17 protein-coding genes are annotated in these 22,531 nt (G+C 67.3%); 10 read left to right on the top strand and 7 right to left on the bottom strand.

Going from position 1 to position 22,531, the window contains the following annotated elements; all coding sequences use genetic code 11:
* Nucleotides 1-29: 29 nt before the first annotated feature.
* The gene (locus tag ACR9ZJ_RS04735; RefSeq protein WP_481287031.1) at nucleotides 30-2,207 is read right to left on the bottom strand and encodes a glycoside hydrolase family 3 N-terminal domain-containing protein; all 2,178 of its coding nucleotides are present in this window, start codon (nucleotides 2,205-2,207) and stop codon (nucleotides 30-32) included.
* Nucleotides 2,208-2,531: 324 nt separating this feature from the next.
* On the opposite strand from ACR9ZJ_RS04735, the gene ACR9ZJ_RS04730 reads away from it, so the two are divergent.
* The 6 genes from ACR9ZJ_RS04730 to lanKC all read left to right on the top strand — a co-directional run bounded on the left by ACR9ZJ_RS04730 (nucleotide 2,532) and on the right by lanKC (nucleotide 11,469).
* Nucleotides 2,532-3,299, top strand: a complete 768-nt coding sequence (locus ACR9ZJ_RS04730; protein WP_481287030.1) for an ABC transporter ATP-binding protein — start codon at nucleotides 2,532-2,534, stop codon at nucleotides 3,297-3,299.
* Nucleotides 3,296-5,653 (top strand): ABC transporter permease, encoded by a 2,358-nt coding sequence (locus ACR9ZJ_RS04725; RefSeq protein WP_481287029.1) that lies wholly within the window; start codon nucleotides 3,296-3,298, stop codon nucleotides 5,651-5,653. The genes ACR9ZJ_RS04730 and ACR9ZJ_RS04725 overlap by 4 nt, the downstream gene beginning before the upstream one ends.
* A gap of 11 nt (nucleotides 5,654-5,664) precedes the next feature.
* Complete coding sequence (locus ACR9ZJ_RS04720; protein ID WP_481281949.1) at nucleotides 5,665-7,038, top strand: sigma-54-dependent transcriptional regulator; 1,374 nt, start codon at nucleotides 5,665-5,667, stop codon at nucleotides 7,036-7,038.
* 37 nt (nucleotides 7,039-7,075) lie between these two features.
* Nucleotides 7,076-8,404 (top strand): sensor histidine kinase, encoded by a 1,329-nt coding sequence (locus tag ACR9ZJ_RS04715; protein ID WP_481287028.1) that lies wholly within the window; start codon nucleotides 7,076-7,078, stop codon nucleotides 8,402-8,404.
* A gap of 211 nt (nucleotides 8,405-8,615) precedes the next feature.
* Nucleotides 8,616-8,744 (top strand): hypothetical protein, encoded by a 129-nt coding sequence (locus tag ACR9ZJ_RS04710; protein ID WP_481287027.1) that lies wholly within the window; start codon nucleotides 8,616-8,618, stop codon nucleotides 8,742-8,744.
* A gap of 40 nt (nucleotides 8,745-8,784) precedes the next feature.
* On the top strand, nucleotides 8,785-11,469 hold the full coding sequence (lanKC, locus tag ACR9ZJ_RS04705) for a class III lanthionine synthetase LanKC (protein WP_481287026.1): 2,685 nt from the start codon (nucleotides 8,785-8,787) through the stop codon (nucleotides 11,467-11,469).
* Between the two features lie 38 nt (nucleotides 11,470-11,507).
* Here the strand turns inward: lanKC and ACR9ZJ_RS04700 are convergent, their stop codons facing one another.
* The 5 genes from ACR9ZJ_RS04700 to ACR9ZJ_RS04680 all read right to left on the bottom strand — a co-directional run bounded on the left by ACR9ZJ_RS04700 (nucleotide 11,508) and on the right by ACR9ZJ_RS04680 (nucleotide 18,339).
* Complete coding sequence (locus tag ACR9ZJ_RS04700; protein WP_481287025.1) at nucleotides 11,508-13,802, bottom strand: TonB-dependent receptor; 2,295 nt, start codon at nucleotides 13,800-13,802, stop codon at nucleotides 11,508-11,510.
* Between the two features lie 46 nt (nucleotides 13,803-13,848).
* Nucleotides 13,849-14,178, bottom strand: coding sequence for a DUF2946 family protein (locus ACR9ZJ_RS04695; RefSeq protein ID WP_481281944.1), 330 nt, complete (start codon nucleotides 14,176-14,178; stop codon nucleotides 13,849-13,851).
* A gap of 140 nt (nucleotides 14,179-14,318) precedes the next feature.
* Nucleotides 14,319-15,917, bottom strand: coding sequence for an MFS transporter (locus ACR9ZJ_RS04690; protein ID WP_481281943.1), 1,599 nt, complete (start codon nucleotides 15,915-15,917; stop codon nucleotides 14,319-14,321).
* Nucleotides 15,914-17,350, bottom strand: a complete 1,437-nt coding sequence (locus ACR9ZJ_RS04685) for an efflux transporter outer membrane subunit (protein ID WP_481287024.1) — start codon at nucleotides 17,348-17,350, stop codon at nucleotides 15,914-15,916. The genes ACR9ZJ_RS04690 and ACR9ZJ_RS04685 overlap by 4 nt, the downstream gene beginning before the upstream one ends.
* Complete coding sequence (locus ACR9ZJ_RS04680) at nucleotides 17,347-18,339, bottom strand: HlyD family secretion protein (RefSeq protein ID WP_481281941.1); 993 nt, start codon at nucleotides 18,337-18,339, stop codon at nucleotides 17,347-17,349. The genes ACR9ZJ_RS04685 and ACR9ZJ_RS04680 overlap by 4 nt, the downstream gene beginning before the upstream one ends.
* 154 nt (nucleotides 18,340-18,493) lie before the next feature.
* Here ACR9ZJ_RS04680 and modA point away from each other — a divergent pair, with 154 nt between their 5' ends.
* The 3 genes from modA to ACR9ZJ_RS04665 are packed head-to-tail and all read left to right on the top strand — an operon-like array spanning nucleotide 18,494 to nucleotide 20,583.
* Nucleotides 18,494-19,243, top strand: coding sequence for a molybdate ABC transporter substrate-binding protein (gene modA, locus ACR9ZJ_RS04675; RefSeq protein WP_481287023.1), 750 nt, complete (start codon nucleotides 18,494-18,496; stop codon nucleotides 19,241-19,243).
* A 6-nt stretch (nucleotides 19,244-19,249) separates the two neighbouring features.
* The gene (modB, locus tag ACR9ZJ_RS04670; protein WP_481281939.1) at nucleotides 19,250-19,924 is read left to right on the top strand and encodes a molybdate ABC transporter permease subunit; all 675 of its coding nucleotides are present in this window, start codon (nucleotides 19,250-19,252) and stop codon (nucleotides 19,922-19,924) included.
* A complete protein-coding gene (locus ACR9ZJ_RS04665) occupies nucleotides 19,921-20,583 on the top strand; it encodes an ATP-binding cassette domain-containing protein (protein ID WP_481287022.1) in 663 nt (220 codons plus the stop codon). The genes modB and ACR9ZJ_RS04665 overlap by 4 nt, the downstream gene beginning before the upstream one ends.
* An 8-nt stretch (nucleotides 20,584-20,591) precedes the next feature.
* On the opposite strand, the gene ACR9ZJ_RS04660 is transcribed toward ACR9ZJ_RS04665, so the two are convergent.
* The gene (locus tag ACR9ZJ_RS04660; protein WP_481287021.1) at nucleotides 20,592-21,386 is read right to left on the bottom strand and encodes a TOBE domain-containing protein; all 795 of its coding nucleotides are present in this window, start codon (nucleotides 21,384-21,386) and stop codon (nucleotides 20,592-20,594) included.
* A 108-nt stretch (nucleotides 21,387-21,494) separates the two neighbouring features.
* Here ACR9ZJ_RS04660 and ACR9ZJ_RS04655 point away from each other — a divergent pair, with 108 nt between their 5' ends.
* On the top strand, nucleotides 21,495-22,439 hold the full coding sequence (locus ACR9ZJ_RS04655) for a lysylphosphatidylglycerol synthase transmembrane domain-containing protein (protein ID WP_481287020.1): 945 nt from the start codon (nucleotides 21,495-21,497) through the stop codon (nucleotides 22,437-22,439).
* The last annotated feature ends 92 nt before the right edge of the window (nucleotides 22,440-22,531 follow it).

Below are 22,531 nucleotides of genomic sequence, written 5' to 3'. Positions count from 1 at the left end.
CTGCTTGGCGCGGGATTATGCCTATGTCGTCAGCTGCCCTGTAGTACGAACGTCGCAGGTATGCCCGCCGCCGACGAACCCGCGACCCATACCTGGAAGTCGCCCGGCTCCGCTTCGAACGTGGTGCCGTCGCGATGGGTAAACGCAAGATCCTTGCGAGTCAATTCGAAAGACACTTCCTCCGATGCGCCGGGGACGAGCGCGATCTTGCGGAAGGCTTTCAACTCGCGCACAGGGCGGACACGGCTGGCCACGCGATCGTGGATATACAGCTGCACCACCTCTTCACCGGCGACCTTTCCCGTGTTGGTCACGGTGGCCGATACGACGATGGTTTCATCCCAACCCACCGTGGACTTCACCTGGGGGAGGCCGTACTCGAAGCTCGTGTAGCTGAGCCCATGGCCGAAGGGGTACAACGCGTCGAACGTGACTTCGCGATAGCGCGACTTGAAGGCCGGTGGCTGGTCGTTCAACTCCGGACGCCCGGTGCGAAGGTGGTTGTAGAAATAGGGCTGCTGCCCGGCATCCTGAGGGAAGCTCACGGGCAGGCGCCCCGAGGGGTTGTAATCGCCGAAGACCACATCGGCGATCGCGGGGCCGGTCTGGCTGCCGAGGAACCAGGTGACGAGGATCGCGTTGGCCTCGCGCACGGCACCGGTGAGTGCCAGCGCCCGGCCATTCTTCAGGAGAACCACGACCGGTGTGCCCGTCGCCGCCACGGCTTCGGCCAGCGCCTGTTGTGCCGGAGGGACCACGATCTGCGTGCGCGACTGCGCTTCGCCGGAATAATTCTGCGGTTCACCAATGGCAAGCAGCACCACGTCCGCCTGTTTCGCGGCGGCCACGGCGGCCTCGATGCCACCCTCGATGGGGTCTTCGATGCCGCAGCCGACGACGACGTCGAGCAGGCTCTCGTCCTCCAGGGCGGCGCGCAGTCCAGTCTCGATGTTGACGTGGCGCCGCTTGTCGCCGAACAACGTCCAGCACCCTTCGAGGTTGTCGACGTCGGTCGCGAACGGGCCGATCAGCGCGATTTTCTGTCCGGTCTTGCGCAGTGGCAGCACGCCGTCGTTCTTGAGCAAGACGATGGAACGACGCGATGCATCGCGCGCGAGCGCCGCATGAGCGGCATTGCGTGAGGTATCCGCCTCGACGGCGGGATCGAGCGAACGGTACGGGTTGTCGAGCAGGCCGATGGCATGCTTCACCGAGAGCACACGGCGCACGCCTTCGTCGAGCACTTCCATCGGCACGTCGCCCTTCTCGACGAGATCGGCCAGGTGCGCCGCATAGAAGCCGCTCTGCATGCTCATGTCCACGCCGGCAAGGAACGCCAGGCGCGCCGCATCGCGTTCGTCGTCGGCGAAGCCGTGGGCGATCAATTCCATATCGGCGGTGTAGTCGGAGACGACGAGGCCTTCAAAGCCCCATTCGCCACGCAGGATATCCGTCATCAGTTCGCGGTTGGCCGATGCCGGCACGCCGTTGATGTCGTTGAACGCGCTCATGAAGGTGAGCGCACCTGCGTCCATGGCCGCCTTGAAGGGCGGCAGGTGCACATCGCGGAGCGTCTGTGGCGCGATGTCGACGGCGTTGTATTCCATGCCGCCGGCGACGGCGCCATAGGCGGCGAAATGCTTCGGCGTGGCAAGGAGGGCATCGTCGGCCGTCAGGTCCGGGCCCTGGAAGCCACGTACACGCGCCACGGCGAACGCGGCGCCCAGCACCACGTCTTCACCGGCACCTTCTGCCACGCGGCCCCATCGCTGGTCGCGCGCGATGTCCACCGCCGGTGCGAACGTCCAGTGGACGCCCGCCGCGGTGGCTTCCACGGCGGTGGCACGCGCCGTGCGCTCGGCGAGGCCCGGTTCGAAACTGGCCGCCTCACCAAGTGGAATCGGAAAGACGGTGCGCATGCCGTGGATCACATCCGCTCCGAACAGCAGCGGAATCCCGAGGCGGCTCTCCTCCACGGCGACACGTTGCGCCTCGCGGCCTTCCGTGGCGCCCACCCCGTTGAATAACGCGCCGACCCTTCCGGCACGGACCTGCTCAAGCACCTCCGCGGCGCCACGGGCATTGGTCTCCGGGTTGATATCGGGTGCGAAGGGGCGCACGGCATCGGCGAACACGCCCAGCTGGCCGACCTTCTCTTCCAGGGTCATGCGGGCGATCAGGTCTTCGATGCGGGGGTTACGGTTCATGGGCAAGGCCTTGGGGACGGAGCGACGGCGAACGGAGGCACGGCAGGCGGGCAAGGATACTGGCATCGGACGATGAAGTGGGCACGTAAATGATGTTACATGTAAACGATTACGCCGTTGGGGCACAAAGACTTTACATATGTGAAAGCTGTCATCGGGCCGATCGTGGAGGCAACGTGCCCGCTCCATCCATGACGTTGGCGGGCGTTATCGCTACGTCTTTCCGGCAGCGTTGGCATTCTCTTGACACAGGAAGGTCTAGCGCCCGGGACAACGCCATGGAGTGCAGTTAGGCTGGGTGAACCGCCGCACCGGAGTTCCGCGATGCAAGCGCCCAAGCGGCCAGCGATCATCGAGATGCATGGCATCGGCAAGGTATTCCAGGCTGGATCGGTGGAATGCCAGGTGCTGACCGACATCCACCTGACGGTACGACAGGGGGAATTCGTCTCGATCGCCGGGCCGTCGGGATGTGGAAAGACAACCCTGTTGTCGCTGATGGGCCTCCTTGACGTACCCAGTCATGGCGAGTTGCGTTTCCGTGGCGAATCGGCCCACGCCATGGGGCGTGCGGAGAGGGCACGCCTGCGCAACCTGCATATCGGTTTCGTCTTCCAGGCGTTCAACCTGATCGACGACCTGAACGTGGCGGACAACGTCGCGCTGCCCCTGAGCTTCCGGAAGGACATGCTGGCACGCGATCGTGCGCGGCGGGTCGTCGACGCATTGGGCAGCGTAGGCATGGCGCATCGCATGCGTCACTACCCGGCCCAGCTATCGGGAGGCCAGCAGCAACGGGTGGCGGTGGCACGGGCGTTGGCGGGCGACCCTTCGATCCTGCTCGCGGACGAACCGACCGGTAACCTCGACCTGCACAACGGCGAAATCGTGATGGGCTTGTTGAACAGCCTGCATATGGACGGCCGGACCATATGCATGGTCACGCATGACGACCGTTTCAACGCGATGGCCGATCGCACCGTTCGCCTCCTCGATGGCAGGGTCGTCGACGAGAGCACGTTCCGGCAGTTGCAGAGCGAGGCGGATTCGGGTCTCGGGGAACGACGGCAGCACAGTGCATCGTTCCCATGAACCGGATCGTGGACATCGTGCGTTTCTGGCGAGCGTCGCCGCGCCAGCCGGGTTCCCTTTTGCTGGCGTCGATGACGCTCGCCATCGGGGCGGCCGCCCTGGCTGGCGCGTTTACGCTGATGGAAGCCGTATTGCTCCGTCCGCCACCCTGGCCCAATCATGCCCGTGTCGCCGTCTACGGCGGACGGACGGCCGACGATCCCATGCGCGCGGCCTCACCGAGTCTCTACGGCATGGTGGGAAGCCCGGCGCCCGTGCTTTCACGGGGTGCCGCCCGCATGCCCGAGGCGATGAACGTCGTTTATGGACGTCATCGAGGCCTGCTTCGGACGCAACGCGTCGATGCGGGGTTCCTGCCGACGCTCGGTGTCGTCCCCGCATTCGGCGAACGCGTGCCGTCCCGCTCGGGGGGCGCGGAGGTGATGGTGTCGAATTCCCTGTGGCGCCGTTGGTTCGGGGCCGACCCGGCGGCGGTCGGGCGGGTACTGCTGGTCGATGGCCAACCGATGCGTATAAGCGGTGTCCTGCCGGCGGACTATCGGTTCTTCACCGACGTCGACCTGATCCTGCCCCTGGTCATGCCCGTGGATGCCGATCGCACGGAGAACATGACGGCGGTGGCCCTCCTCGCGCCTGGAAGCATCGCGGCGTTTTCCGACAGCGTCACGGACACGGTCGGACGTAACGCCGCCAGGTTGCACCTGGAGCCGGCGGACAGCCAATGGTATGGCGCGACATCCCTGGATGCACTGACGGCTCCGGGAGCCAGGACGACCGTCTGGCTATGCGTGGGAAGCGCACTGCTCGTGCTCATCGTGGCCGCCATGAATGTCTCCAACCTCATGCTGTCCCGCGCACTGGACCGCAGGCAGGAAACCTCCTTGCTGTTCGCACTGGGAGCCACGGGATGGCGCCCCTGGATTCCGGCACTGTCGGCGGCGGTGATCACCGCCTTGCTCGCGGTGGCGATAGGCATGCCTGTGGGGGCACTCCTGGTGATGTCGGTCCGTCCTCTCGTGCCGGATAGCTGGCTGGCCTCGGCCGGACCGTTGACACCCGGAAGCGACGTGCTGGTGGCGGTACTTGTCAGCGTCCTGCTCGCCGCCCTGTTGGCTACATGCGGTGCGGTGGCCCACCAGCATTTTGCCGCGCCCGGTTATCCGGCGCCTGCTTTCGCGCCGCGCCGGCTGTATTCGGCGATGGCCCTGGCGCAGACCGCGCTGGCGACCGTGCTGCTGTGCGCCTCGACCGCGGCGGCATTGCGCTGGTGGCGCCTCGACCAGCTTCCACTGGGTTTCGACCACGCAAACGCCCTGGTGATGGAAGTCCGCGTGCCGCCGGCATGGTATCCGGGGCGGGACGCCACCGAACGGCTCGCCGAAGGCTTGCGTACCAGGGCCTTGCGATTGCCTGGCGTCGAAACCATGGGATGGTCCACCCAGCTTCCCGTCGGCGACGGCTTCGTGATGCCCTTCCTTCGTCCTGGAGGGGCCGTGGTGCGGCTGCAGTACGTGGTGGTGACACCGGGTGCGCTTGAGGCGCTCGGCCTGGAAAAGACCCGTGGACGATGGCTGGAGGATGGCGACCGGGACGATTCGGAGCGCGTCGTGGTGGTGAACCAGGCCTACCTCGAGCAGGTCGATGGACGGGGCGTGGACGGGACGGTTCGCCCGGCGTTTGGTCGGCCTGCCGCGCGTATCGTCGGCGTCGTCGCCGATACGCCACTCGCGGGCGTTTCGGCATTGGTCGAACCGGCCGTATTCGTTCCGCTCGCACAAATCGATGCCGTGTCGTTCGCCATCGTTCGCCAGTGGACATCGATGCATGCCGTGCTGCGAGGCCCTGGCGTGGGCCCCGCGACCGCGGAAGCCTTCGCACGCATCGTCGAGGACATGGCGCCGTCCCTCGCACCCGACAATGCGCGAGCGCTCGACCAGGTGGCGCAGGCGGCATACGCGGAACCGCGCCGCGATGCCGTGCTTCTCTCCAGCTTCGCCGGGTTCGCCCTGGCGCTCGCCTGCATAGGCCACTACTCGGTGCAGGCTGTCGAGGTGATATCGCGCCGCCGCATGTTCGCCTTGCGCGGCGCCTTGGGTGCCACACCCGCGAAGCTCATGGCGCACGTGTTGCGGCGGGCCTTGGCATGGGCGCTACCCGGCATCGCCGCGGGATTGCTCGCCGCGCTCGCCGCCTATCGATGGTTGTTCACGACCGACTCCGCCCTGCGCATGAGCGACCCATGGGTATTCGCCACCGTGGTGCCAATGATGACCATGGCCACGATCTTTGCCGTGCTGTTGCCCGCATGGCGGGCGGCCGCGGTGGAACCCTGGCGTGTCCTGCGCAGCGACTGAAAGGGACAAATATGTACCTAGATCAAACAGTCCAGGTGCCGGTGCTCGTCGTCGACGACCATCCGGACATTCGCCTGGCGATACGTGTGCTCCTGCGTTCCGAGGGCATTCCGTCCGTAGAGGTCGATTCCCCGGCCGCGGCGCTGGATGCCGTGTCGCGACGCGAATTCGCTTGCGCGATCGTCGACCTCAACTACTCGGCCGATACCACGTCCGGACGCGAGGGCATCGAACTCGTGGTGCGTATCCGGGAGGAAGTACCGGAACTGCCGTTGGTGGTCATGACGGCCTGGGGAAGCATCGACGTGGCGGTACAGGCCATGCGCCTAGGTGCCGCGGACTTCATCGAAAAACCATGGAACAACGCGAGGTTGATCCACGCCTTGCGCGGCCAGATCGCCTTGCGCGAGATCCGCGAAGAGAACCGGCGGCTGCGCACGGAAACCGCCCTCGCCCGCCAATCCCGGGACATGCTGCGTGTCTGTGAATCGTCCGCCATGCGGCGCGTGGTCGACCTGATCGAGCGGATCGCCGTCGGCGACGCCAACGTGCTCATCCTGGGGGAAAACGGTACGGGGAAATCGTTGTTTGCCCGGGAAATCCACGCGCTGTCGAAGCGAGCGGAACAACCGGCGATCCGCGTCGACATGGGCAGCCTTCCCGATGCGCGTTTCGCCGACGAGATGTTCGGCGAAGACAAGCCGGTGCCACGGTCCGGCCGTTTCGAGCTGGCCCACGGCGGAAGCCTGATCATGGAGGAAATCACCAACATCCATCCCCTGCAACAGGCGAAGCTGCTGCGCGTGCTCGAGGAGGGCGAACTGGAGCGTGGCGGTACCATGCGTACGCGGCGCGTCGATGTGCGCATCATCTCCACGACCAACGCCGATCTCGAAGCCGCCATCCGCAACGATCGCTTCCGCCGGGACCTGCTCTATCGGCTCAACGCCATGCAGGTGCGTCTGCCCGCCTTGCGCGAACGCCATGAAGATATCGTGCCGCTCGCGCGTCACTTCATGTTGCGCGACTGCCAGCGTCGCGGGCGCGGCGCCATGACATTTTCACCTTCCGCCGAACGCGTACTGCGGAGCTACGACTGGCCAGGCAACGTGCGTGAACTCGAGCACGCGGTCGAACGCGCCGCCCTTCTCGCCAATCACGACACCATCGATGCGGAAGGGCTCGCGCTCCGCCGTCCGAGCGACACGCCGCTGGCGCTCGACGGCCTCACCTTACCCGAGGCCGAGGAGCTCATGGTCCGCAACGCGCTCGAGCGCAACGAGCATAACCTGCAACGCGCGGCCGACGCGCTTGGCATCTCGCGTCAGGCACTCTATCGCCGACTCGGCAAGCAGCGGACGAAAGGTGCGGAGTTGGCCGGATGAACCGCACCCACCATCGTGTCCTCCGGTACTAGCGAGGATGGCCTACACCCGGCATCCCGACAAGATGCGTCTCGGGGTCATGACGTGGGCGTGCGTCGTACTTCTGCCGGTGGCGGCGTCGGGTGGCGTCCTTGCGGTTTGCGATGGGTGGCCGCTGGCCGCCCGCGCGTGTACGTTCTTCGTCGGACTGGCGACCACGCTCGTCCTGGGCTGGCTTGCCGGGCATCGTGCGGTGGGGACGTTGGCTGCGATATCCGATCTCCTCGGCGCGTTGCGCGAGGGCGATTTCGGCATGCGTGGACGGATACGTCCAGGATACGATCCCCTGCAAGACCTGGTCGCCGATGTGAACCTCCTCTCCGACGAGCTTCGCGAAGGCCGGCGGAAACGAACCGAGACCTCGCGCTTCCTCGGCAAGACGCTCGTCGCATTGGGAGACCCGGTCTTCGTCGTCGACGACGAAGACACTTTGCGGCTCATCAATCCTTCCGGCCGCAAGCTGATCGGCGCCGAGAGAAGTGCGGTCATAGGCCAGGACCTGAAGTCGCTCGGGCTCGCCGAAGCCCTGGCCGCGCCCGACAACGCCGTTTTCAACTGGCACTTTCCCGGAGGGCGTGGCCGTTGGTCGATACGACGCGCCGCGTGGCACAGCGACGGGCGAGAGCACAGGCTGTTCATGCTGCGCGATCTCAGTGTCGCACTGGGAGAAGAGGAAAGGCGGGCGTGGCAGCGTCTGATCCGTGTGCTGAGCCACGAGTTGAACAACTCGCTCACGCCGATCGGTTCGCTCGCGGGCAGTCTCTCGACCCTGCTCGCGGCACGCGGTGTCGACGAGACGCGCGAGGAGTTGCAAATCGGGCTGGAAGTCATCGAACGGCGTGCCGTCTCGCTGGCACGGTTCCTTTCCGGATACGGCAAGCTGGCGCAACTGCCACCGCTGCAACTCCGCGCGTTCCGTCTCGACCGTGTGCTTGCCAGGCTGGCCATGCTCGATCGGCGCTTGCCCGTCGCCATCGATGGCACGGAGGCATTGAACCTGTACGGGGACGAAGACCAGTTGACGCAGGCATTCATCAACCTGCTGCGCAATGCCGTCGAGGCGGCACTTCCCGTGTCCGGCGCCGTACGGGTGGACTGGCGCGTGGAGGGCCGGTACGTCCGGGTCGTCATAGAGGACGGAGGTATCGGGCTACCTTCCAGCGACGCGCTGTTCGTCCCTTACTTCACCACCAAGCCCGAGGGATCCGGCATCGGGCTCAGCCTCACCCGGATGATCGTCGAAGCGCATGGCGGCACGGTGGAACTTTCACCCAGGGTCGATGCACCGGGGGCCGTCGCCACGGTTCGCCTTCCCCTTGGGGGCTGAGGATCGCCATGTCCGTAAACGGACAGCGTCGTCCATTTCCGGACATGGTGGCGCCCGCTTTCGATAGACCACCCGAGAAACATGCGCCGCACGGATCGAAACAACCGCGCGAAGGTGTTTCCACTGTTGCCAGGCCTTGGCTGCGATATCTAGATTCGCCCTGCCTCCGCGCACCGCGGGAGGCGAACGGATCATCCACGGGAGGGAAGGCATGGATCGGATACTGGATCTTCAGCGATTGATGGTGGAGACGGACTCGGCGGACGTGACGGGCACCAACTACAGCAGTTGCAGTCATCGGGCCTGCTTGATCGCCAATTCGGACGGATTCGAGGACTGACCGGTCCACGACGGCAACCCTTCACAGGAAGCACCGAGGCATGGAGCGACGGACGGAACTGCTGCACTACACGGCGATCGACCGTGAGTTCTTCGAGCCCTATGGACGGCATGTCATCGATCCGGCCGACTTCGTCGAGCCGGTTCGCAAGGTCGTTCCCGAACACTGGCGGATGTGGCGCGCCGGCATCTGGATGCATTGCGCACCGCCGGGTCTCGTGTTGCCGGCACAAGGCTGGAAGATCCACGTCTCGTCCGTTGCCTCGACGGCTCGTATCGTCCTTTCGATCGCGGCGGCGATGCTGGCCGCCGCCGGTATCGCGTTCAAGTTCGCCGCCGATGCCCGGATACTATCCGCGGTGAACGGGAAACGCTGGCCGCGCGGTGGATCGGGCAAGTTCATCACCGTCTATCCGCGTGACGTCGCCGACTTTCGCGGCATCATCGACGATCTCCATGCCGCGCTTTCGGGATACGCCGGGCCCTATGTCCTGAGTGACCGGCGGTATCGCGATTCGCGTGTCCTTTACTACCGCTTTGGCGGAATCGCCGGCGAGCATCGCCTCGCGGCGGACAGCCGCCCTGAGTGGTTGCTGCGCCGGCCGGACGGCCGGATGGAACCGGATGAGCGCAAGCCGCACTTCCACCTTCCGGACTGGTTGCGCGATCCGTTCCCGCGCGAGGAGGCGGGCGGGTCGACGGGCGCGCCGCTCCTGGGTGCAGGCCGTTACCGTATCAAGCGCTCGTTGTCGTTCTCCGCCGCCGGTGGCATCTACCTGGCCGACGACCTCGACGAAGGCCGTGCCGTGATCGTGAAGGAAGCGCGTCCCTTCATCGGGGGTGGCGATGCCGCCACGTCGATGTTGCGGAAGGAGTACCGGCTGTTGCGTCGGCTCGCATCCCTGCGCATCGCACCGGCACCCGTCGCCTACTTCCAGGATTGGGAGCACAGCTACCTGGTCGAAGAATACGTCGAGGGCGACACGTTGCGCAGCTGGCTGGCGCGCCGGTATCCCTGGCTGAAGACGCGAGCGACCCGCGCCGACGTCGCCGGATTTCTCGACGAGGTGGTGGAGGTATTCACCAGCATCGCCCGCAACCTCGAACGCCTGCACGCGGCTGGCATTTCGATGGGCGACCTGTCGTTCCACAACTGCATCGTCACCGCCGATGGAGGCACCCGCCTGATCGACCTGGAATCGGCGGTCGAGGAAGGCCTCGATCATCCGGTGGACGTACGTACGCCAGGATTCGCGTCGCCGCTGTCCCGGCGCGAGGCGCCCGTCGACGCCCGCGCGGAGGACGTCTATGCCTTCGGTGCGAACCTCGCCGCGGCGATCATGCCCATGAACGCCATGCTGCCGCTCGACCGAGGCGCCGCGCTGCGCTTCGCGCGGCTCATGTCGACGGACATGGGTTATCCGGAGGCTTTCGTCCAGGTTCTGGAGCGGTTGCTTGCCGCCGACACCAGCCGGAGGCCTCCGCCGGTCGCGGCCATGGCATCCCTGCGCGCATCGCTCGCCGACCTGCCGCGGGACACCGCGCCCGTGCCGTACCTCGCATCCCCCACGGAAGCGGTCACGGATTCCGCCGATGCGCTGTTCGACTATGTCGATGAGCGAGCTCGTGGCGCGCGCGCCGACCGCTACGTGCCCGCCGGCCCCGAGGTATTCGAGACGCATCCCTGGGGCGTGGCCCATGGCGCCGCGGGCGTGCTTCACGCCTATCTGCGCGGCGGCAGGACGCCACCTCCGGGACTTCTCGCCTATGTGCTGGAGGGCTGCCAACGACCGGATCACCGGGGTGACAGCCTCATGTACGGTGATGCCGGCATCGCCTGGGTATTGTTCGATGCGGGTGCGAATGCGGCGGCGGCGTCGTTGCTGCGAGGGCGGCCGGCGGGCGAAGGCATCCGCGAGCGCCACGGCCTGTACGATGGAATGGCGGGATGGGGCCTTGCACGCATCAAGGCATGGCACGAGACGGCCGAGGCCGGCTTTCTCGCCGACGCGTGTGTCGCTGGCGACATGCTCTTGCGCGACTCGCGCATCGACAATGGCATGCTGCACTGGCCACGCGGAGCCGTACAACCCGTGGGCCTTGCGCATGGTGCCTCCGGCATCGCGCTGTTCCTGCTCCACCTGCACGTGGCCACCGGTGACGAACGCTTTCTTCGCGGTGCGCGCGACGGACTCGCCTTCGACCTCGCCCAACGTGGCATCAATCCCGATGGTGCCGCGAGCTGGCCGAAGGACGTGGGCGGAGCGACACTGTTTCCCTATCTGCGTAACGGCACGGCCGGCATTCTCGCCGTCGTCGCACGCTTTTTCGCGTATACGGGCGACATCCGCTACCGGGATATCGTGCTCGATGCGGAAGGCGACCTGTTGCGCAGGTACGCCGTATCGCCGGGTGCCTATGACGGCCTGGCCGGCATAGGCGAAACGCTGCTGGACCTCGCGGTCCTGCTACCCGAGCGCGCGTCGATCTACAAGGAGGCGGCGCATGGCGTCGCGCGAGGCATCGAGCCGTTCCTGGTGCGCCGTCCCGGTGGCCTCGCCGTACCCGGCGTGGAACTGCTACGCCTCAGTTGCGACCTGGCGACGGGGAACGCCGGCGTGGGAGCGTTCTTCGACCGTCTCTGGCGTGGCGGCCCAGCGTCCTTCATGCTCGACGAGCACATGCCTGCGGCCGCGTGGGAGCGCGCTGTGCAGGTGGCGGCCTGACCGATGCGCGGCGGCGCCCTAACGCCGCCGCGCATCGGTCAGAGGTGGAAGGTCGCTTCCATCAGCCAGGTTCGTGACGGGTAGGGGTAGTACACGTAGTAACGCCGATCGGCGAGATTGTCGACACCGATGCCGAGCGAGACATGGGAACTTACTTTCCAGTCCACCTTCGCATCGAAGACGAGGAAGTCGCTGGCCCCGCCGAACGTGTCCGGGTTCACGTCGCTATGGTCGAGCGTGTTGTACTGGCGTCCCGAATAGCGCCCGGCCAGGACCAGCGATAGCCGCTCCGTGGCGCGCCACGTGGCGACCACGTTCGCCCGCCAGCGCGGTATGCGGTAGAACTGCTTTCCTTCCGAGGCGGGATTGCGCGTGTTCCGCACCGTCGTCGCCTGCGTATACGCCGCATTGGCGACCAGGTCGAATCCCTGCCAGAAGACATCGCGGCCGTCGTAGCTGACTTCGGCACCGCGCGTGCGCACCCGATCCACGTTCTGCACGCTGGTGACGTTGGGAAACACGGTGGTATCGGTCTGGCTGAACAGGGTGTCCCGGGTGTCGCTGCGGTAGAGGGTGAAACGGGTGAGGCTGTTCGCCCGGTACCATTCGACCGACAGCTCGCGCGAGAAGTCGTTTTCAGGCTTCAGGTTCGGATCGTTGTTGACCAGCGAAATGCCGTTGAAGCTGCCCTGGAACAATTCGTTGACCGTGGGAAAGCGGTAGGCGCGTGCGCCGGAGAGCCGCACCACCATCGAGTCGGTCGCGCTCCAGGCCAGCGATGCCTTCGGTGAGGTATGCGATTCATCGCGCGCCGGATAGCCGATCGATGCGGTGCCTGTCGCGCGTGAACCGCCGAAGGCCCGCCATTGCTCGTATCGTGCGCCGACCGTCAGGCGCCAGCGCTCATCGAGCTGCCATGCATCCTGCAGGTATACCGCCTGGGTCTGCGTGCTGCCGCCGTTGGCGGCGGTAAGCGCGCCCGCGCCGCCCGTGCGCCATCGGGCGAGCGCGTAGCTGGCGTTGTCGAGCCGGTAGCCGTCGAAGTGGTAGCCGAAGCTCACGGTATGCGTGTTCGGCGAAAGGGCATCGGGCGTATGGCTTGCACGCAGGTCGAACGTGCGCCAGCGGCTGCCGTCACCCGCGGTCAGCAGGCCCGCGCCATCGTCGGTCACGCCGGAAGCCACGCGGTCGCGGTTGCGGCCCATGTCGAACAGCGAGGCATCGGCCTCGATGTTCCATCCGCTTCTCCGGTGGGTTCCCAGTGAAATGCCGTAGAGCGTGTTTCGGCTTTGCCGCGTGCTGGGCGCGAAGAAATTTCCGGGGAGCGTGTATTGGCGGCCGTCGATCGTGACCGGGCCCGACCAGACGGGACGGCCGTTGCCGTCGCGCAGGAACGTTTCCGTGCGATGTGACAGGTCCTGCTTCCAGTAGCCGGCGGTGAACGCGCCGGTAAGCTCGGGCGTGAAATCGTAGGTCAGGCGGATGTGCGCTTCGTCCTGGCGGGTGGCTTCCTGTCCTTCGCTGTTGATGCCCAGCACTTCGCGCGGCAAGCCATTGGCGCCGGTGTCGGCGACGGCACCCGTGACGGGGTTCGCCGTGCCACGCCGGGTGGATCGATTCTGCGTCGCATAGACCAGTGGCTGTCCATTCGATTGCAGGTGCGCCACGCCGATCAGGAAGGCGAAGCGTCCGGAGCGGTCGCCGATCGTGGCGCTCTGCCGGCTGCCGCCGTAATCGCGGTCCACGCCATAGCTGTCGACATGCTGGGTGAACGCCTGCACATGGCCGGTGACCTCCAGTTTTTCGGGCATGCGCGTGGTCATGAGCACGGTCGCGCCGATGGCGTTCCCCGGATACAACGCCGAATACGCGCCGTAGATCACCTCGACGCGCGCGAGGTTTTCCGGGAACGCCATGGACCAGCGGGGTGGGTTCGCCCAGTTGTTGCCGAGCAGGTTGGAAAGCAGCAGGCCGTCCAGGTAGACCAGGCCGCGCGCGCTCTGCTGGTTGCTGGTGCCGCGTACAGAAAAGGTGGCGTTCTCGTCGCCGATGAAACGTTTGCGGATGCCGAAGGAAGGCAGGTACTTCAAGGCGTCTTCGGTATTGACGATGTTGAGCCGGTCGAGCTGCGCGGCGCTGACGGTCTCCACGGCCGAGGGCATGTCGGGATCGATGGTGCTGGCATGGCTCGCGGCGGAGACACGTACTTCGCGTAGCGTCGTGGCGCGTTGCGGATCGTCGTCGCCGGTGGCGTGGGCGGCAAGGGAGGAAGCGCCAATGGCGCAGGCGATGGCACGCGCGAGCGCGCGTCCATGGTTGTGAGGCAGGGGCATGGGAGCAGGGTCCGTGGTCGTTGGCGTACGTCGGGATCGGTAGCGATCAGGCGTGCGCGGCGGACGGCGGACCTCGAGGTGACGCATGGATGGTGAGCGGTGCCGGACCGTGGCGAACCGCCGGTGGCATGGCCTGGGCGGGAGCGGACGATGCGTGCACATGGCCGATGAAGAACGATCCGGCGAGCGCGGGTTGCTGGGCGAACAGGGTGCAGTAGCCGCAAGCCGCGCCGGCATCGCGTGTTTCGTGCCCGTTGCCGTGGTGCTCGCCGGGGGCGCTTTCGCACCACGCGCCCAGGTCGGGAAAGACGAAGACTTCCGCCGTCCGCGATGCCGTCGGCGCAAGCACGGTGAGCCAGACGGCGACGAGCGCCATCCATGCCAACCAACCGCTTCTTGTCCGAGCTCGACGCACCGGAGCGCCCCTGTATTGCAACCCTGGACATGGGTCCAGGGATCTTCTCACGAGATCGCGTGAAGGCGATGCGACACGGTGTCGCTGGCCCTCGTGTCGGCTCAGGGCGGCGGCAGGGGCGGTACCGCGGCTGGCGTGGCGAGTACCGGCGGTTCGCGCAGGAGCAATACCAGCGCCACCCCGAGCACGCCCACGCAGGAGGCGAGGAGGAAGCCGTCGAGGATGGATAGCGTATAGGCCTGGGCACGCACCGCGGTGGCGAGCAGGCCGGCGCCCCGCGCCTCCGCCTCGCCCGCGCCCTGGCTCGCCGCGCCCACCACGCGCGCGTACGCCGCGATGCGCTCGGTGGTGACCGGGTCGCCGGCGATGACGTGCTGGCCGATGAGGTTCGAGTGCCATTGTTCGGCCTTGCGAGTGAACATGATCAGCACGGAGGTGCCGAGTTCGCCGCCGAACAACCGGGCCGTCTGGATGATCGCGCCGAAGGTGATGCCATCGGCCGGCCCGACATGGTGGCCGAAGAAATAGATCACCGCGGTGAGTTCCAGTGTTTCGCCCACCGCCTGCAAGAGCAACGCCACGCTGAAGTTTCCCTCCGCCCATTGCGACGTGATGCCGGTGGCGAGCAGGAATCCGGCGGTGGCGATGGCGAAGCCGGTGCCGATGGCGAAGCGTGCATCGATGCGATTGAGCAGCCAGGCCACCGTGGGCGCGATGATCAGCTGCGGCAAGGCGACCCAGAGCAGCGCGTTGCCCACCTCCAGGGGGCGCAGGCCACGTACCTGGATAAGATAGTTGGCTACCAGCGTGTTGCTCGAGGTCACCAGGAAACGGGTGGCGAGTACCAGCACGATAAGGATGAACACGTTGCGACGGACCAGGAGGCCGAAGTCCACGCTCGGCGTGTCCAGCGTCGATTCGTGGAGCAGGAACAAGCCCAGCATGACGACGCCGAGGGCGAGCAGCGTGACCACCAGCGGAGACGAGAACCAGTCCAGGCGGTCGCCCTGGTCGAGTCCGATGAAGATGAGGGTAAAGCCGGAAGCGCCGATGAGCATGCCGCGGAAATCACCGCCGCGCAGGTACTCGCGATCGATCGGAAGGCGGCGCAGGCCGAACCAGTACAGCACGAACAAGGGAAAGGCCACCACGGTGTTCTGCCAGAAGATCCAGTCCCAGGTCACGTGCTCGACGTACCAGCCTTCCAGCGACGAGGCGACGTTGAGGCCCAGGATGATGTTCATCGCATAGGCAGCCAGGCCCCAGGGCCAGAGGTTGCGTGGCAGGCTGAGCAGGATGAACGACGCCGTCAGCGGGATGAAGGTGCCCGAGCCGAGGCCGGCGAAGATCTGCAGCACGATGAGGGTACGCAGGTCGGGCGAATACGGAATCAGGAATTCGGCCACGCCATAGACGACGCAACCCGCCAGCAGCACGCGCCGCGGCGTGAACGCGCGGCCGAGGAAGATCGCCAGCGGACCGATCATCATCTGCGACGCCGAGAACGCCGTGGGAATCCAGGCGCCCTCGTCGAATCCCGCACCGATCGCACCGCGAAGATCGGCCAGGCCGATGGACGTGAGGCGCGAGGTGAGCGTCGTCGCCACCGCGCCGACGAGCACGGCCACGATACCCAGCCAGGGCAGGTTCGCGGGAGGGGCGGGAGCCGCGGTCGCGGTGGTACCGGCGACCGTGTTCACGGCGAGCCCGCCGCGCTCGCCACGGGCTGCCTCGGCACGCCGTCGCCTTCCTGCCAGCCACCGCCCAATGCCTTGATAAGCGATACGGCGGCGAGCAGGCGCTGCTGGTCGTTCTGGATAGCGGCGCGCTGGCTGGCCAGCGCCTGGCGCTCGGAATCCACCACCTCGAAGTAGCCGGCAAGGCCGCGGTCGTAGCGCGAACGGGACACCTTCGCCGTGGCGATGGCGGCCTCCACCGTGGCATCGAGCGCGGCGCCGCGTTCGCGCAACCAACGCGTATCGCCGAGCGCATCCTGCACTTCCCGGAAGGCCACGATGCCGCTTTGCCGCCAGTTCGCGAGCGCGCCGCGATAGGCCGCTTCCGCGGCTTGCAGGCGAGAACGGTTGCGGCCACCTTCGAAGATCGGCAGGTGCACGGATGGGCCGATGGACCATGCGCGGCTGTCGGCGGCGGTGAGGTCGCCCAGGCCATTGCTGGCGACGCCGCCCGAGGCGGTGAGTTTCACCTGCGGGAAAAAGGCGGCTCGCGCCACGCCGATCCGCGCGCTCGCGGCCGCCAGAGATCGTTCGTTGCCGGCAACGTCAGGCCGCCGTTCGAGCAACGAGGAAGGCAAGCCGGAGGGCACCTCGGGAACGTTCGGCGTCCACGACCGATGGTCGACCGAGAAGTCCGGTGCGTTGCGTGCTTCGAGCACCGCCAGCGCGTGTTCCAGGTTGTCCCGCCGGCGGTGCGCATCGGCGAGATCCGCGCGGGTCTGGGTCAGGTCGGCGCGCGCGCGGAGCACGTCGAGGTCGCCGACGACACCGGCGTGCGCACGGCGTTCCGCCAGACGCAGGGCGTCTTCGCGCAGGCTCACCGTGCGCGCGAGCACGTCGATATCGCGATCGGTGCTGCGCAGGGACAGGTAGGTCGACGCCGTGGTGGCCGCGAGGCTCAGGCGCAGCGCCGCCACCGCATCGGCATTGCTTTCCACGTCCGCGCCGGCGGCCTCCACGCTGCGCCGCACGCGGCCCCAGAGGTCCACTTCATAGGCGACGTCGACCGGCACGCGCCAGAGCGTGGTTTCCAGTTCGGGCAACCGGTTGGACACATTCGCCGAGGTGCGCCCGCGTGCGAAGGCGGGATCGAGGGCGACATCGGGAAATTCGTCGGCGCGCGCGACGCCGAGCAGGGCGCGGCTCTGGTCGTAGCGGGCCAGGGCCAGGGCCAGGTCCTGGTTCGCGGCGAGGGCCGCTTCGACATGTCGGCCGAGTTCCTCGTCACCGAAGAGGTTCCACCACGCGTCCGGCAATACGGCGACTTGCGCGGAGGGCGCGGGCGCATCGCGCCAGCCCGCGGGTGTGGAGACGTCCGGGCGCCGGTAGTCAGGGCCGACCACGCAGCCGGCCAGGCCGAGGGCGAGGACGGCCAGCACGAGCGGCCGCGCCGTCATGGCGCCTTTTCTCCTTCGGCGCGGATCTTCACGATGGTCGACAGTCCGGGTGCCAGCCGCTCGCGGTAGCGGCCGAGGTCTTCGGCGGAGAAGAGGATCTTCACCGGCACGCGCTGGACCACCTTGGTGAAGTTGCCGGTGGCGTTGTCGGGTGGGAGCAGGGCGAACTGCGATCCGGAGGCCGGCGAGAGGCTGTCCAGGTGGCCGACGAAGGTCACGCCGGGAATCGCGTCGACCGTCATGCGCGCCTCGGTACCGCGGCGCATCCCGTGCAGCTGGGTCTCCTTGTAGTTGGCAACGACCCACACCTCGTCGGAGACGATGGAAAGCAGGGTCTGTCCCGCGTTGACCCGGGCGCCGACCTCGACGGTGCGGCGTCCCACGTAGCCACTCACCGGGGCGATCACCCGGGTGTAGCCGTAGGCCAGCAAGGCGTCGTGCAGCGAGGCTTCACCGGTGGCGACCTGCGCCCTGGCCGATTCCCGGGCGGCGAGCGCGGCCACCTTGCGCGCGCCGGCGCTGGCACGGTTGGCCACGGCCGAGTCGGCGGCGGCCTTCGCCGCGTCGTATTCCTGTTGCGACACGCCACGCGGCGTCTCGTTCACCAGCTCGCCCGTGCGCCGGAGATCCAGGGCGGTCTTCCGTGCGCTCGCCTCGGCGGCGACGATGGCCGCGTCGGCCTCGGCGATCTGCGCCTCCGCGCTGGCCAGCTGGCCCTTCGCCCGGTCGATCTCCGCCCGCGCCTGTTCCACGCGCACGTCGAAATCGCGCGTGTCCAGCTCCAGCAATACGTCCCCGGCCTTCACGTGCTGGTTGTCGTTCACCCGTAGCACCTGCACGGTGCCGGTGACGCGCGGGGCCACGGGATGGATACGTCCCGTCACGTAGGCGTCCGTGGTCGTTTCAGTGCGGTCCAGCCAGAAGAACAGGAGCACCGCCAGCGTGCCAAGCACCAGCAGTCCCCCGATGATGCGCAGCGCGTGTTTCATGCGGCCCCTTCCACCCTCGATACGGCGTCCAAGCTGCCACCGATCGCCACCGGTTTGCTTGGCGATTCCTGCGCGGGCGCGGCGCGTGGAATGTCATTGACCAACCGCTATGTAGGTTTCTATATTGCGGTGATCCACCCCCCCGGAATCCGCCATGCGCCTTCGGCCGTTCGTCGCCGCGCTGTTCTTCCTTGCCGGTCCGGCCGGAGCGGCCGCGGCCGATCTCGTGGTTTCGGCGGCTTCCAGCCTGACCGATGCTTTCCAGGCGGTCGGCAAGGCCTATGAGGCGGCGCATCCGGAAACCCACGTGGTCCTCAATTTCGCCGCGTCGGATGTGCTGTTGCGCCAGATTTCCAGCGGCGCCCCGGCCGACGTGTTCGCCTCGGCCGACCAGGCCGCCATGGACAAGGCCGTGGCGGTGGGCGCCATCGATCCTGCCACGCGGCAGGACTTCGCCAGCAACCGGCTCGTGCTGGTCGTGCCGAAGGATGGCCGCGTCCGCGTGACGGGGACCGCCGACCTCAAGGACCCGAAGGTGACGCGCGTCGCCTACGGCGATCCGGCGTCCGTGCCCGTGGGCCGGTATACGAAGGCGGCGTTGGAGCGGCAGGGGCTCTGGGACGTGGTATCGGCGAAAGGCGTGCTGGCGCAGAACGTGCGGCAAGGCCTGGACTACGTCGCTCGCGGGGAGGTGGATGCCGGCTTCGTGTTCGCCACCGACGCAGCGCTCGTGAGGGATAAGGTGGCGGTGGCCGCCGTCGTGCCCACGCCCCTGCCGATCACCTATCCGATCGCCGTCGTCGCCGGTTCGAAGCAGGCTCGTGAGGCGGGCCGGTTCGAGGCCTTCGTACAGTCGGCCGACGGACGGGCGATCCTCGCCCGTTTCGGTTTCCTGGCGCCCTGAGTTCCCGTGGGCGCTATCTGGATTCCTCTCGCGCTCTCGCTCAAGGTCGCGCTGTGGGCGACGGCGATCAACCTCGTGCTGGGCGTGGCCGTCGCCTTCGGCCTGTCGCGCTGGCGCTCGCATGCGCGCGAACTGGTCGATTCGATCCTGACCTTGCCACTGGTGCTGCCTCCGACGGTGTTGGGCTACTACCTTCTCGTGCTGCTGGGCCGCCGCGGCGTGTTCGGCGAGTGGCTCGATCGCCTGGGTATCCAACTGGTCTTCACCTGGCAGGGCGCGGTGATCGCCTCGACCCTGGTCGCCTTTCCGCTCGTGCAGAAAGCGGCCCGCGCCGCTTTCGAGGCAGTCGATCCGCAGCTCGAGGACGCGGCGCGGGTGCTGGGGCTGCGCGAGGCCGCCGTGTTCTTTCGCGTCTCGCTGCCGCTCGCCGCGCGCGGCATCATCGCGGGCGCCTTGCTCGCCTTCGCCCGGGCGCTGGGCGAGTTCGGCGCGACGCTGATGATCGCGGGCAACCTTCCCGGCCGGACACAGACCTTGTCGGTGGCGATCTACGCCGCCGTGCAGGCAGGCGACGATCGTTCCGCGGGGATCATGGTGGCGGTCACTTCGGTGACCTGTGTCGTCGCCTTGTTGCTGGCGGGTTGGCTGGCGCCCCCCCATCTGCGGCGGATGCGTCCATGACGGTCGACATCGCCATCCGCAAGACGCTGCGTGCCGACGACCGGCGCTTCGAGCTGGACGTGGCCTTCACATCGTCGCATCGGCGCATCGTCATCTTCGGTCCCTCGGGTGCGGGCAAGAGCCTGACGCTGCGCGCGATGGCCGGCTTGCTCACGCCGGACGCGGGACACGTCCGCGTCGACGGCCGCACGCTGCTGGATACCGCGGCCGGCGTGGACCTGCCGCCGCGCGATCGCGGGGTGGCGTATGTGTTCCAGGACTACGCGCTGTTTCCCCACCTCACGGTGGCGCAGAACATCGGCTTCGGGCTCGCGCGTCGCTGGCTCAATCCCCGCCGCCGCGTGCATGACGACCGTGTACGCCACTGGCTCGACACCTTCGAACTGGCCGCCGTCGCCGACAGCTACCCGGTGCGGATCTCCGGCGGCCAGCGCCAGCGGGTGGCGTTGGCGCGTGCGCTGGCGGTGGAGCCGCGCCTCGTCTTGCTCGACGAACCTTTCGCCGCGCTCGACCCCGCCCTGCGCGGACGCATGCGTGGTGAACTGATGGCATTGCAGGCGCGCCTCGACCTGCCGTTGCTGGTGATCACCCATGACCCGGCGGATGTCGAGGCGCTGGACGGGCATACGATCGAGGTACGCGACGGCCGGATCGTGTAGCCGTTCCTTCAGTCGGTCACGCCGACGATCACCGATGAGGCATCGAAGATGGCGAGGACGGCCGAGCCCTCGGCCAGCCCCAGCGCGTTCGCGCTTTCCATGGTGACGATGGCCGTGACGGTGCCCCCACCATCGAGTTCGACGGATACCTCGGCGTTCACCGCGCCCGGCGTCGTCCGCAGCACCGTGCCCGGCAACTGGTTCGACGCCGATAGGCGCAGGCGTTCGTCCGGCAAGCCGAGCATGACCCAACTGGCCTTGACCAAGGCGATCACCGCGCGCCCTGGCGCCAGCGCCAGGGTGGCCGTGCTCTCCTTCGTCACCGTGGCGGCGAGCGGCGTGCCACCCGGCAAGGCGATATGCACCGTGTCGTTGACCGCGCCCGCGGTGATGGCGCGAACGACGCCGGCCAGTTGGTTGCGCGCGCTGGTTCGCATGGTGAATCGCCTCAGCAGGTGGATGTCGTCGATGGCTTCGTCGCCGAGCGCCGCGAGACGCTCCACGAAACGCCGGTGCTCCGCATCGATGCCGCGGAACGCGGCGATCAGGCGTTCGGCGCGCGGCGTGAGGCGGGCGCCACCACCGCCACGGCCTCCGGTGGCGCGCAGGACAAGGGTTTCGCCAGCCAGGTTGTTCATGGCTTCCACGGCATCCCATGCGCCCTTGTAGCTCATCCCCACCGCCTTGGCGGCGGCGGTGATGGAGCCGGTGGCGCCGATCTGCGCGAGCAGTTCGACACGATCGGCGCCGCCCCAGCGGCGGGCACCGTCGGACAGCCAGAGCGAACCTTCGTAGCGAAGCATGATGTCTCCGGAAAAACCGCTGGGCGCAAGTCTAGCCCCGCCGGAGCCTCGTCGTGGGATGATGCCCGCCGTTCGTGGGCGAACGCCCGATGGGATAAGAGTGGAGCGGTGGCGCATAACGACAAGAAATGGTCCCTGAGGACGATCGCCATATGGCTGGCGAAGCACGTAGTGATGGTGGCGATCCTCGGTGTCGCCGCTTTCCTGCTGCATCGGTATATCGCGCGCATGGCCTGGCACGACGTACGCGATGCCGTCGACCGGATTCCCCGCTGGCATGTCGCCGGCTCCATCGCCGCGGCCCTGCTCAGCTGGGCCTGCCTCACCGCCTACGACGTCTTCGCCGTGGAAACCGTGGTGCCGGGCAAGGTGTCGATGCGCATGAAGATCTTCGCCGGCGCCACCACGCATGCGATCTGCAACGCGCTCGGTTTCCACGCCATCACCGGTACCGCGCTGCGCTATCGCATCCTGTCGACACGCGGAGTGAGTGCGGCCGACGTGGCACGGGTGGTCGGCCTGGTCGGTTTCGCCGTGGCCATGGGCTTCGCCGCCGTGACGGCCATCGCCCTGATGCTGGAACCGTCGATAGCGCACGGCTGGGGCCGGTGGCTGGGCGCGGCGCTCGTGAGCCTCTTCGTCCTGTTGCTACGCTGGCTGGCGGGCAAGCACGACGAACTGCGGGTCTGGAAATTCAGCACGCCCGTGCCATCGGCCCGGTCGGCCGGGGCGCAGATCGTCATCGGCGTGCTCGAGATGATCGGCGCCATCGCCGCCATGTACTTGCTGCTTCCCGCCGAGATCGCGGGCAGCTTCCTCGATTTCGCACCGATCTATGTCGGCGCGATCATCGCCGGCATCATCAGCAATACGCCGGGTGGGATCGGGGCATTCGAAGCGTTGACGCTGGCGGCCTTTCCACAGGAACAGCGTGCCCAGGTCCTGGCGGCCTTGCTCGCCTATCGCGTGATCTACGGGCTGGGGCCACTGGCGATCGCGTCGCTCGCGCTAGGAGCCTTCGAATTCCACAACCGCACGAGGAAAGCCTCGTGAGCCACCGTTCCCGCAACCGGTGGGAGCCCCCCCACTTGGGGGGGGGGGGGTGGCGGAAACCCCCAAACACCCCCAAGAGGCCCCCCCACCCC

The organism is Luteibacter sp. KNZ12-1A (assembly GCF_056755675.1).
This window is presented reverse-complemented; position numbering and strand designations above follow the sequence as displayed.